General features: G+C 62.8%; 13 protein-coding genes. 10 read left to right on the top strand and 3 right to left on the bottom strand.

From position 1 onward, the window contains the following. Positions 1–70 precede the first annotated feature (70 nt). From ACFFP0_RS25075 to ACFFP0_RS25050, 6 genes are all read left to right on the top strand, one after another. Positions 71–1309 carry an MFS transporter gene (locus ACFFP0_RS25075; RefSeq protein ID WP_377264947.1) on the top strand — a complete coding sequence of 413 codons (1239 nt, stop codon included), beginning with the start codon at positions 71–73 and terminating at the stop codon, positions 1307–1309. 416 nt (positions 1310–1725) lie between these two features. Next, on the top strand, positions 1726–1962 hold the full coding sequence (locus ACFFP0_RS25070; RefSeq protein WP_377264946.1) for a DUF1127 domain-containing protein: 237 nt from the start codon (positions 1726–1728) through the stop codon (positions 1960–1962). Positions 1963–2222: 260 nt separating this feature from the next. Beyond that, positions 2223–2861, top strand: coding sequence for a LysE family translocator (locus tag ACFFP0_RS25065; protein WP_377264945.1), 639 nt, complete (start codon positions 2223–2225; stop codon positions 2859–2861). A 24-nt stretch (positions 2862–2885) separates the two neighbouring features. Continuing rightward, on the top strand, positions 2886–3257 hold the full coding sequence (locus tag ACFFP0_RS25060) for a GFA family protein (RefSeq protein WP_377264944.1): 372 nt from the start codon (positions 2886–2888) through the stop codon (positions 3255–3257). Positions 3258–3266: 9 nt separating this feature from the next. Then, complete coding sequence (locus ACFFP0_RS25055) at positions 3267–3671, top strand: VOC family protein (protein ID WP_377264943.1); 405 nt, start codon at positions 3267–3269, stop codon at positions 3669–3671. A 118-nt stretch (positions 3672–3789) separates the two neighbouring features. Beyond that, positions 3790–5307: a helicase HerA domain-containing protein gene (locus ACFFP0_RS25050; RefSeq protein WP_377264942.1), complete on the top strand. Its 1518-nt coding sequence runs from the start codon at positions 3790–3792 to the stop codon at positions 5305–5307. A gap of 20 nt (positions 5308–5327) precedes the next feature. Here ACFFP0_RS25050 and ACFFP0_RS25045 read toward each other — a convergent pair whose 3' ends face one another. Next, on the bottom strand, positions 5328–5573 hold the full coding sequence (locus ACFFP0_RS25045) for a DUF982 domain-containing protein (protein WP_377264941.1): 246 nt from the start codon (positions 5571–5573) through the stop codon (positions 5328–5330). A 300-nt stretch (positions 5574–5873) separates the two neighbouring features. Here ACFFP0_RS25045 and rpsD point away from each other — a divergent pair, with 300 nt between their 5' ends. After that, positions 5874–6491: a 30S ribosomal protein S4 gene (rpsD, locus tag ACFFP0_RS25040; protein WP_377264940.1), complete on the top strand. Its 618-nt coding sequence runs from the start codon at positions 5874–5876 to the stop codon at positions 6489–6491. 163 nt (positions 6492–6654) lie between these two features. Here rpsD and ACFFP0_RS25035 read toward each other — a convergent pair whose 3' ends face one another. Continuing rightward, on the bottom strand, positions 6655–7179 hold the full coding sequence (locus ACFFP0_RS25035) for a DinB family protein (protein WP_377264939.1): 525 nt from the start codon (positions 7177–7179) through the stop codon (positions 6655–6657). 98 nt (positions 7180–7277) lie between these two features. On the opposite strand from ACFFP0_RS25035, the gene ACFFP0_RS25030 reads away from it, so the two are divergent. Beyond that, positions 7278–7883 (top strand): TetR/AcrR family transcriptional regulator, encoded by a 606-nt coding sequence (locus ACFFP0_RS25030; protein WP_377265138.1) that lies wholly within the window; start codon positions 7278–7280, stop codon positions 7881–7883. A gap of 41 nt (positions 7884–7924) precedes the next feature. Here ACFFP0_RS25030 and sthA read toward each other — a convergent pair whose 3' ends face one another. Beyond that, entirely contained in the window at positions 7925–9418 is a 1494-nt protein-coding gene (gene sthA, locus ACFFP0_RS25025) for a Si-specific NAD(P)(+) transhydrogenase (RefSeq protein ID WP_377264938.1), read from the bottom strand. A 219-nt stretch (positions 9419–9637) separates the two neighbouring features. On the opposite strand from sthA, the gene ACFFP0_RS25020 reads away from it, so the two are divergent. Further along, positions 9638–10417 carry a FadR/GntR family transcriptional regulator gene (locus ACFFP0_RS25020; protein WP_377264936.1) on the top strand — a complete coding sequence of 260 codons (780 nt, stop codon included), beginning with the start codon at positions 9638–9640 and terminating at the stop codon, positions 10415–10417. A 64-nt stretch (positions 10418–10481) separates the two neighbouring features. Further along, positions 10482–11990, top strand: a complete 1509-nt coding sequence (locus ACFFP0_RS25015) for an ABC transporter substrate-binding protein (protein WP_377264935.1) — start codon at positions 10482–10484, stop codon at positions 11988–11990.

Genomic DNA, 11990 nt, shown 5'->3' with positions numbered 1-11990 from the left:
CGCGCCGCAGCCACACCCGGATGTGACGCCTGTCGATTTAGGTCTGGACTTTCAACCGCCAGACATCATCATGCCGGCGGTCACTCCTCCTGCCGTCGATTCCCCCATGCCGTTCCGCTCGCCTACAGTCCGTGCTGTTGCCGCCCTGTCGCTGACCCAGCTCATCGGCTGGGGCGCCACGTTCTATTTGCCCGCCGTCACGGGACCCGCCATGGCCGGCGACCTGGGCATGTCGCTGCCCGTGGTCATGGCGGGACCGACGGTCATGCTCGTCGTCATGGCCATGGTGTCCTGGCCGTTGAGCATCGTCTTCGAGCGCCATGGCGCGCGCCCGATCATGACCTCGGGATCGCCCCTGGGAGCCGCCGGCCTGCTGGTCATGGGACTGGCCAATGGTCCGGTGTCCTATGTCCTGTCGTGGATCATTCTCGGCCTCGCCGGTGCCTGCATGTTAACGACGCCGGCGCAGATCGCGGTGACCGAGATCGCCGGGGAGAAGGCGCGTCAGGCGCTCGGCGTGCTGATCCTGGCCGGTGGGCTGACGTCGACCATCGTCTGGCCGCTGACGGGGCTTCTGCAGTCCGGGTGGGGCTGGCGCGCGACGACACTTGTCTTTGCCGCCCTCATGCTGTTTGTCTGCATGCCGCTGCATTGGACCTCGCTTGCCCGCCGGCCCCGGGGAAATCCCGGTGGAAGACCCTCGGAAAAGACGGCGGCCGAGCCTGCTCCCATCGACCGGCCGCGCTTCGTGCTGCTCGCCATGAGCTTTGCCGCCAATGGCTTCGTGACCTGGGGTTTCGCCCTCACGATCATCATCCTGTTCGAGGCCGCGGGCCTCGATCACGCCAGCGCGCTGGCGGCGGCCGCCTTCATCGGCATTGCCCAATGGGCGGGGCGCATGGTCGATTTCCTCGGCGGCCGGCGCTGGTCCGGCTTCGTCACCGGCCTTGCCGCCTTCGCCCTGTTTCCGCTGAGCTTCGTCGTTCTTCTGCTGACCAGCAATTTCGTGGGCGCCATGCTTTTCGCCACGCTCTACGGCATTGCCAGCGGCGTCACCGCCGTCACCCGCGCCACGCTGCCGCTGCAGATTTTCCCCACCGGCGCCTATGCCCGCGCGTCGGCGCAGCTGGCGGTGCCGCTCAACCTCTCCTTTGCCGCCGCGCCACCGGCATTTGCCGCCATCATGACGTCTGCCGGTCCCCACGCCGCCCTGTGGCTGGCCTTTGCGATCTCGATCTTTGCCTTCTGCACGCTTCTCGGCCTTTTGCTGCTGCACCGCCGGATGAGCAACCTGCCGCAACGGGACTGAAGCCCGAACCTTCTTTGTTGCAGGTCATGCCGCCGCAGGGCAGGGATGTGGCTTTCCTGCAACGCTTTCCGCTGGATGCCTGCAATTCGGGATTGTGCGCTTGCCGATATCGGAGGCTCGTGTATGATAGCCTTATCCGCAATTCGAATACAGGAGGCGTGAAATGCAATTCATTATCGTATCTATGCGCCTTTCTGGCGGATCGGCCCTTATGGGCTCGGCGCAGAGCGCGCCGATGCCGGCCGGTATGTGCCTCCGAGCCTTCTAAGCCCGGATTTCCTGCCGTTTTGGCATTTTCATGATTTTGACCTGACGTGATCGGCGACCGAAGCGCATTGCCGCGTTTGAGTGTCGATGTTCACGTCCCTGACTTTCGAGAGGACCCGGCTTGCGTTGCTGCGCCGGGGCGGAAGACCATGCGTGAATCACAATCTTTGGTTGCTGAAACGCTTTCGGCAACGGTCGATGAACTGTATCGGAAATATGGTGTCCGGAAGACCGTGCATGCGCTGGTGCTGGTCGCCTGGAAACGCTGCCGGATGAAAAATCACATCTCCGATCTGTCCAACCGGATGCGCCGTGATATCGGCCTGCCCGAAATCGAGGATGCACGCGGAGAGGTGAGGCCTCCCTTCTGGGATATTCGGGTTTGAAGCATGTCATGCAAAAGCATGGTTCGGTTTTGCATGACATGCGCAAGAACGGAGACCAGAAGCCGGGACAGGCGAATCCGGAAGATGGCGACCTGCTTCGGGTCACGACGCATTGCGGTTCCGGCGGACAGGCCGCCGGAACCGCTATCCGTTCGCAATCCCGTAGGAAACCAATAGGCCTATGCAGCTAGTAAATCACCGCTTGCAAAGCTCGGAATTCGGTGGCTTGCTCGCCTCCTTTCCAGGAGGAGTTTTTTGCAATGTCGCTTGAACATTGGCTTGCTTTCGTCGCCGCATCGTCCGTTCTGCTCGCCATCCCGGGGCCGACGATCCTGCTCGTCATTTCCTATGCTCTGAGCCATGGCCGCAAGGTCGCGACCGCCACGGTTGCCGGCGTGGCGCTGGGGGACTTCACCGCCATGACAGCCTCGATGCTCGGCCTCGGGGCGCTGCTCGCGACGTCGGCGGCATTGTTCACCGTGTTGAAATGGGTGGGGGCGGCCTATCTTGTCTATCTCGGTATCAAGCTCTGGCGCGCGCCGGTTTCCGAACGGGCAGCGGATATCGAAGACGCCGAGGGAACCCCGGAAAAACCCTTCCGTATCTTCCTGCACACCTATGCCGTGACGGCGCTGAACCCGAAGAGCATCGTCTTCTTCGTGGCCTTCCTTCCGCAATTCCTCGACCTTTCGAAGCCGCTCTTCCTGCAGATGGTGGTGTTCGAGGCCACGTTCCTCGTTCTGGCGACACTGAACGCGACGCTTTATGGGCTGCTGGCCGCCATGGCCCGGAACACGATCCGCAAGCCCAGGGTCCAGAGGATCGTCAACCGTACCGGCGGCTCGTTGATGATCGGCGCCGGTATTCTGTCGGTTGGTTTGAAGCGCACGGCCGCATAAGCTATCATCCGGGAGGAGGAGCATATGCTGACAGGACGCTGCCATTGCGGCGAAACCACTTTCACGATCGACGGCGAGCCGCCGCAGGCGCTGACCCGCTGCACCTGCAGCTTCTGTTCCAGGCGCGGCACGCTTTATGCCTATTATGAGCCGAAGCAGGTGCATGTGAAGGCCGATCCGGCGAGCGACAGGATCTATCGCTGGAATTCCATGCTGGTGGAACACCACTTTTGCGGCACCTGCGGTTGCACGACCTATAGCGACAGCCCCGATTTCCAGATGGATGGCACTTGGGACGGCAGGACCCGCCGCTTCGGCGTGAATGCAAGGCTGTTCGACGATTTCGATGCCGAGGAATGGCCACATACGGTCATCGACGGCCGGAACCTCTGGTAGGAGAAAAGGATGAGTTCGGTCAAATCAGTCCGGCCGTTCCTGATGTTCCAGGGCGGCAGATGCGAGGAGGCGATCACCTTCTATACGTCGGTGCTGCCGCAAGGCCGGATCGTTGACATTAAGCGCTACGGACCGGGCGAGATGGGGCCGGAGGGCACGGTATTTCGTGCCACCTTCGAACTCGTGGGTCAGCAGGTGGATTGTATCGACAGCCCGGTGGAGCATGCCTTCGACTTCACCCCGTCCTTCTCCTTCTTCGTGGAATGCGCGGCCGGGGAGGAACTCGATCGGCTGGCGGCGGCGCTCGGTGAGGGTGGCATGTTCCTGATGCCGATCGACAGCTACGGGTTCAGCCGGAAATTCTGCTGGCTGAAGGACCGTTTCGGCGTCTCCTGGCAAATCAATTTCGAATAGGGTGCAAACCCTGTGCATTTTCGCTCTTGCCCGGCGAAACGAATCCCGATCTCTGTTAAGGCCACGGAGTCGCGGTGCAATGGGTCACCGCCAAGAGACGGCATGAGAGGGAAGTGCATTGCAGGTCGGTATCGATATGGGAATTGTGTCCGGAGGCGCTCCGGCCAAGCTCGATATCGAGGAGCTTCTGGCAACGCGCCTTCTCGTGCAGGGCAATTCCGGGTCCGGCAAGTCGCATCTGCTGCGCCGCCTGCTGGAACAGTCCGCGCCCTGGGTGCAGCAGGTCGTCATCGACCCCGAGGGTGATTTCGTCACCCTTTCCGACAGGTTCGGGCATGTGGTCGTGGATGGGGAGCGCACCGAGGCGGAGCTTGCGGGCATCGCCAACCGTATCCGCCAGCATCGCGTTTCCTGCGTGCTGACGCTGGAAGGCCTCGATCTTGAAGAACAGATGCGGGCCGCCGGCGCCTTCCTGAACGGGCTTTTCGATGCCGACCGGGATTTCTGGTATCCAGTCCTAGTCGTGGTCGACGAGGCGCAGATGTTCGCCCCCTCGGTCGGCGGCGACGTCTCGGAAGACGCGCGAAAGCTTTCGCTCGGCGCCATGACCAACCTCATGTGCCGCGGCCGCAAGCGCGGGCTTGCCGGGGTGATCGCCACCCAGCGCCTGGCGAAGCTCGCCAAGAACGTGGCGGCGGAAGCCTCGAACTTCCTGATGGGCCGCACCTTTCTCGATATCGACATGGCGCGCGCCGCCGACCTGCTCGGCATGGACCGCCGCCAGGCGGAAATGTTCCGCGACCTGAAGCGCGGCAATTTCGTTGCGCTCGGCCCGGCCCTGTCGCGCCGCCCGCTGCCGATCGTGATCGGTTCGGTCGAGACCTCCGCGCGCTCGTCGAGCCCGAAGCTGATGCCGCTGCCGGATGCGCCGCAGGATGTCGAGGACCTGATCTTCACGCCCGATCCGGAAGAGTTCGCCCGGCCGCCCGTCGTTCGCCGCGCGACGCCGCAGCCGCGCCCGACGACGGATATCCTGGCGGAGCTTTCCCGCTCCATGCCGGCCGGCGCGCCCGCCCCGCAGGAGCCGCGCGCGCCCCAGCCGGAACTGACGCCGGAGGAACGCGAGGAGCGGCTTGGCGCCGTGCTGTCGGAAATCCTCGACGATCCTCAGTCGGGCTACAGGACGGATTCGGTGCTTTATCAGGATTTTCTGGTGCGCGCCCGCATGCGGCGGCTTCCCGGTCCGCCGCTGTCGCTTTCCGAATTCCGCCGCCGCGCGGCGATCGCCCGTTCGGGCATCGATGCCGAGACGGCGGCGGGAGAGGCCTGGGCGACGGCCCTGTCTTTGTCTGTCGGCGTCTCGGACGATCTGCAGGGCGTCTTCCTGATGATGGCGAAGGCGGCGATCTGCGGCGAGGACTGCCCCTCGGACGCCCGGATCGCCAAGGCCTATGGCACCCATTCCGCCCGCCGCGCCCGCCGCCTGCTCGGTTATTTCGAGGAACAGGGCCTGATCGTGGTCCACGCGGATTTTTCCGGGAAACGGATCGTCGCCTTCCCGGACCTGCAGGCTGAAACCGCGCCCGGCAATGCCGATGCGCCGGACGAGGGCGAGGCGAGGGCGGCCGCCGAATAGACCTGTTGCCGATCGAAACTCTACTGAATGTGGAAATGCGCTTCCACCGCGGCTGCGATAAAGGCGCGGCGCGCTTCCGAAGGTTGGGATTTCCCTTTCAGGGCGTCGCCGCAGACCTGTTCGGCCCGATGATGCTGGCTGCCGTGATAGGCGGGCCAGAAGCGATCCAGCACGGTCTTGGCCTCGCGTACGGTCTTGACGGTCCTGATGAGGCCGGTTTCGGGGTTCTCGATCTTGAGCGGGGTGGTCCAGATTGTGCGTACCATGACACATTACCTCCCATGATTATGAGATGATCCGAATATAGGAAAAATCAAATCGGATCTGAAAACGGGCTTGCCGAATGGTTAAGACCGCGCGCTGTTGACAATTCCATGACATCCGCTTAAAGACCCCGCCAGCACCGGGTGGCAACGCCCGGTGTTTCATTTGACATGTCCCGTGGTTATCTCCGATCGCTTTCGTGAGAAACCTGTCAGAGCCCTTGACCCAGGGTTCAGAGGAGGGCGTGTTTCCTTGATCTGGTTTGGCAACAAACCGGTGTAACCGTTTGAGAAGGAAATGCGATGAGCAAGCGCGCGTCGTCCAAGTACAAAATCGATCGCCGTATGGGCGAAAACATCTGGGGCCGTCCGAAGTCCCCGGTCAACCGCCGCGAATATGGCCCGGGCCAGCACGGCCAGCGCCGCAAGGGCAAGCTCTCCGACTTCGGCGTGCAGCTGCGCGCCAAGCAGAAGCTGAAGGGCTACTACGGAGACCTGCGTGAAAAGCAGTTCCGCGCCATTTATGACGAAGCGAACCGTCGCAAGGGCGATACCTCGGAGAACCTGATCGGCCTGCTCGAATCGCGCCTTGACGCGATCGTCTACCGCGCCAAGTTCGTTCCGACCGTCTTTGCCGCCCGCCAGTTCGTCAACCATGGCCACGTCACGGTTAACGGCGTTCGCGTCAACATCGGTTCCTACCGCTGCAAGGCCGGCGACGTCATCGAAGTGCGCCAGAAGTCGAAGCAGCTGGTCACGGTTCTTGAATCCGTCGCTCTCGCCGAGCGTGACGTTCCGGACTACATCGAAGCCGACCACAACAAGATGGTTGCGACCTTCGTTCGCACGCCGGGCCTGTCCGATGTACCGTATGCGGTCGTCATGGAACCGCAGCTCGTCGTCGAATTCTATTCGCGATAATCGCAAGGAAATGGCCCCGAAAGGGGCCATTTTCATATCCGGGTCGCAAAATCGGTCCCGAACCCTTGTTCTTTCGAGCGGCTTTGCGCCGCAGATTTCCTGATTGCCCAAAGCGGGCGGCAATCGGGTCCGGCTTCGCAGGTGGAAGCCGCACCAACTCCCCTCAAGCCGGAATGGACTGTCTGCCGCCCTGAAGCCGCCGCACCGGTTCGGTCTGGTGAAGGTGGACGGCGAAGGTGTCCCAGGGCGGAGTGACGGAAAGCTGCCAGAGTATCCGGCCGACTTCGCCGCGATGATAGCCCCCATGCAGCGCGACATGGAGGAGCATCTCTTCCCTGGTCATGTACCCCTTGTCGCCATCGGTGAAGGTGAACGCGATGGCCTCGGAGAGGTTCGCCGGCGTAACCTCACGAAGATAGCCGAGATACCATTGATCGGACGACGATACGGCGGCGCGCAGCGCGTCCAGCGCTGGCGTTTCGGCCGTATTGTCCGAGGTGTAGCCGTGCTGCGCGCCGCTGAGATGCGCGGCGAAAATCCGAGCCACCACATGGAAATGGTTGATCAGGCGCAGGGCCGTGTTCAGCGCGGTCTCGTGCTGCTCCCGGTGCAGGGTTTCCAGCTTGTCGAACAGGTCGTTGTTGGCCCAGGCGTGATAGCTGTAAAGCTTCCGGAGCAAGATCGTCATTGTCGCGGGTCCTTCCAAATTATAAATGTGAGCAATGTCTTCATATTCTGTATGAGGGAGTTCCATTGTCTACTCGCATTGCAAACCCGCAGCAGGTCATGCGGAAGGAGCCGCGCCAGGCCCGTTCCCGGGCAACCGTTGAATCGATTGTCCAGGCCGGTGCTCGCATTTTGAGTGATGGGGGATGGGCGGGGTTCACCACCAACAAGGTTGCGGACCTGGCCGGAGTGAGCATCGGTTCGCTCTATCAGTATTTTCCGGACAAGTTGTCGCTGGTCGACGCGATCCGCCGCCGCCATCTCGACGATTGCCTTGCCGTCGTGCGGAAATTTCGCGCGGAAGGACTGTCGCCGGTGGAATTCGCGACAAGCCTCGTGCGGGACATGATCGCGGCCCATAGCGCCTATCCCGGGCTGCATAGGGTGCTACTCGACGAGGCGCCCGGTTCCGAGGACTACAGGAATCCCAACAGCGAGTTTGAGATCGAATATCTGGATTATTATGCGGAAGCTGTCGCGACCTATCGGAAGCGCGCGCCCAACGCGAAAGACCGCACTGCCGCCCTGATCGTTTCCGATGCCATCGACGGGGTGATCCACAATGCGGCGCGCCGCGGCGCGTTGAGAGACCCCGCGGTACAGGACGAGCTTATACGGCTGGTCAGCCTGTATCTTTCAGATCCGGGCGAACCGGTCGGGGCCTGACGTGCGAGGCCCCGACCCGGTTTTCTCCCGTCAGGGCTGCCTCATTTCGAGGCGGCTTTTTTCTTTTCGACCGGGGCCGGCTCGACCGTGCTGGTCTCCGTCGTGTCGAGCGGCTGTTCGGTTGCGACAGGCGCTTCCTTCGGCAGTTCGCCCATGCGGTTCCAGGCGTCGAGACCGGCGATCTTGTAGGCTTCGGCAAGCGTCGGATAGTTGAAGGTGTTCTCGACGAAATATTCCACCGTGCCCTTGAGGTTCAAGACGGCCTGGCCGATGTGGACCAGCTCGGTCGCGCCTTCGCCGACGATATGGACGCCGAGAAGACGGCGGGTCTTCAGCGAGAAGATCAGCTTCAGAAGCCCCGTGTCGAGGCCCATGATATGGCCGCGCGATGTCTCGCGGAAGCGGGCGATGCCGCATTCGTAGGGAATGCCGCGTTCCTTCATTTCCTCTTCCGTCAGGCCGCAGGTGGAGATTTCCGGCACGGCATAGATGCCGTAGGGGAAATATTTCTGCGGCTCCTTGGCGATCGCGCCGACGGCGACGCGGGCTGCTACGCGGCCCTGTTCCATCGAGGTCGAGGCGAGGCTCGGGAAGCCGACGACGTCGCCGGCCGCATAGATGCCGGGAACGGAGGTCTCGAAGGTTTCCGGATTGACCTTCAGCCGGCCTCGGCTGTCGGCTTCGAGGCCGGCGGCGGCGAGGTTCAGGGAATCGGTCGCGCCCACGCGCCCGGCGGCATAGAGCACCATGTCGGCGGTGATCTTGCGGCCCGTATCGACGGTGACCGACACCTTGCCGTCCGGCAGCCGCTCGACCTTGTCGGCCCTCTGGCCCAGCAGCAGTTTCATGTTGCGGTCGCGGAGCTGGTAGGTGAAGTCCTCGACGATCTCCTTGTCGATGAAATCGAGCATGGTCGGCTTCGGGTCGATGACCGTGACGGCGGTGTCGAGCGCGCTGAAGATCGTCGCATATTCGATGCCGATGACGCCGGCGCCGATCACGATTATCGAGCGCGGCAGCTCCTCGATCTCCAGCAGTTCGTCGCTGTCGACGACCGTCTTGTTGTCGAACGGCATGGATTCGGGGCGGAACGGCCGCGTTCCGACGGCAAGCAGAATGCTCTTGCCGGTGACGTGAACGGTCTCGTTGTCTTCCTTGAGGACCTGGAGCGTATCCGGCGCCACGAAGCTCGCCTTGCCGCGAATGTGCTGGACGTGGTTGCGGGCGAACTGGTGCTCGAGCACCTCCACCTCGTGGTCGAGCGTGATCAGGAGGCGGCGGCGCAGGTCCTCGGCGCTGATCTCCTGCTTGACGCGGTAGGCGCGCCCGTAAAAGCCGCGCTCGCGCCAGCCGGAAAGGTTGAGGGCCGTTTCGCGCAGCGTTTTCGAGGGAATGGTGCCGGTATGGACGGAAACGCCGCCAACCCGTCGTCCCTGCTCGATGACGAGCACCCTCTTGTCGAGTTTGGCTGCCTGGATGGCTGCGCGGCGGCCGGCCGGACCGCTGCCGACGACGATCAGGTCGTATTGGTTCATGGGTGCTCCGTCTTCGAAATCTCTAGGCTGCCGCGACGCGGCGGCGCTCACGAATCCCTTTGTAGCCGCTTATTCTAAAGGTTTGATTGCGACACGTCCAAGCCTCGATTCCGGCGCGAATGCCCATAAATTGTGCAATGCGGAAATTGCCGAAAATATGACTTGACGCCGTCCATGAAATATCCTCCTTTTTGAACCAATTAAAGATTGGTACACAAAATGGTGCAGGGGAAGGCGGGCGAAGCCCACGACAATTCGAACTATGCGCTCGACCGGCTGAGGGAGCTGCTCTCGGCTGGCGAGTTCGGCTCCGAGGGTCGCCTGCCGACAGAGCGGGCGTTGGCGGAAATGCTCGGGATCAGCCGGCGGGCCGTGCGGCGTGCACTGGAAGTGCTGGAGGCGGAGGGGCTGATCTGGCGCCGCCAGGGATCGGGAACCTTTGTCGGCGAACGTCCCGACCGCTGGAGCGAGCAGCTCGGCGACATCGTGGCCGGAACCAATTTCATGGAGCTGATGGAGGTCCGCCTGCGCATCGAGCCGCAGCTGGCCCAGCTCGCGGCCATGCGCGCCAGACTACGCGACGTGGAAAAGATGCGCGAGCTCGCCCAGAAGATCATCGAGGGCAGCGATGCCGACGCCCGCGAGCTCTGGGACGGCGCGCTTCATCGGCTGATCGCGCAAAGTGCCGGCAATCAGCTGTTCCTCTCCATTTTCGACGTGATCAATCGTGTGCGGCAGGACGAGGCGTGGCGCGCGGTGCGCGAGCGCGCCCGTTCCGGCAGGAATGCGGTCCAGGTCTCCTTTGCCCAGCACCAGAACATCATCGAGGCCATCGCGGCGCGCGATCCCGTGCGCGCGGGGGAGGCGATGCGCGAACACATGTTGACGCTGCAGGAGCGGCTCATCCGGGCGACCTCCATGGGGGACGATCATATCGGACCCGGCCCGGATGCAGCGGATGGCGCGGAAGAATTTCGGGCGCAGGACGCGACCGCATGAGAAGCCGGTGAAAAAACCGGACGAAGCAAAACAGGAACCAAGCTAAACAGAGAGGAATGACCAAATGAAACGACTTGCCAAGCTGACGACAGCGCTGCTTGCCGGCGCGCTTCTCGCCTTTCCGGCCATGTCCGCCGAACTGCGCATTGGCCTTCAGGATGATGCGGACGTCCTCGATCCGGCCCAGTCCCGAACCTTCGTGGGCCGCATCGTCTACACCGCGCTCTGCGACAAGCTGGTTGACGTTTCGCCGGACCTGAAGATCGTTCCCCAGCTTGCGACCGAGTGGAAGTGGTCCGCCGACGGCAAGGAACTCACCATGAAGCTCCGGGACGGCGTCAGGTTCCATGATGGCACCGCGTTGGATGCCGCCGCCGCCGTCGCCACCATCGAACGCAACATGACCCTGCCGGAATCGCGCCGGAAGAGCGAGCTGACCTCGGTCGCGAAGGTCGAGGCGAGCGGCCCGCTGGAAATCACGTTCACCCTCAAGGCTCCCGACGTCACGCTGCTTGCCCAGCTGTCCGACCGCGCCGGCATGATCGTCTCGCCGAAGGCGGCCAGGGAGCTCGGCGCCAATTTCGGCTCCCGGCCCGTCTGCGCCGGTCCGTTCAAGTTCGTCGAGCGCGTCCAGCAGGACCGTATCGTGCTCGAAAAATTCGCCGACTACTGGGACAAGGACAAGATCCTGATCGACAAGGTGACCTATCTGCCGATCCCGGATACGACCGTGCGCCTCGCCAACCTCCGCTCCGGCGACCTCGATTTCATCGAACGCCTGGCCCCGACCGACGTCGCGTCGGTCAAGTCGGAAGCAGGCCTGAAATTCGATTCCGTCGTCAATATCGGCTACATGGCGCTTTATGCGAATATCGGCAACGGCCCGCGCGCCGACAATCCGTTCGGCAAGGACAAGCGCCTGCGCCAGGCCTTCTCGCTGGCGATCGATCGCGATGCGCTGAACCAGATCGTCTACGAAGGCACGGCCGTGGGCGGCAACCAGCCGTATCCGCCGAACAGCCCGTGGTACAACAAGGCGATCCCGGTTCCTGCCCGGGATGTCGACAAGGCCAGGGCGCTGATCAGGGAAGCGGGCCTGGACCGGGTTCCGGTCGAGCTGCAGATCCCGAACAACCCGGTCGCGGCGCAGATGATGCAGATCGTCCAGTCGATGGTGGCGGAAGCCGGTTTCGACGTCAGCCTGAAGTCGACGGAATTCGCGACGCTGCTCGACGAGCAGACCCGCGGCAACTACCAGCTCAGCCGTTCGGACTGGTCCGGCCGTGTCGATCCGGATGGCAACATCCACCAGTTCATCAGTTGCAAGGGTGGCATCAACGACACCAAGTACTGCAATCCGGAAGTCGACAAGCTGCTCAACGAAGCGCGCGCCTCGACCGACGATGCGGTCCGCAAGCAGAAATACGATGCGGCGGGCGTCATCCTGAACGACGAGCTGCCGGTCATCTATCTCGGCCACCAGTCGTGGATCTGGGCCTACAAGAAGAACGTCACCGGTTTCGTGCCTTCTCCCGACGGCATGATCCGCCTTCAGGGCGTAAAGAAGGGCTGA

Source organism: Neorhizobium puerariae (assembly GCF_042429745.1).
Lineage (GTDB): Bacteria > Pseudomonadota > Alphaproteobacteria > Rhizobiales > Rhizobiaceae > Neorhizobium > Neorhizobium puerariae.
Note: the sequence above shows the minus strand (reverse complement) of the source record. Positions and strands in the feature narration are given on the sequence as shown.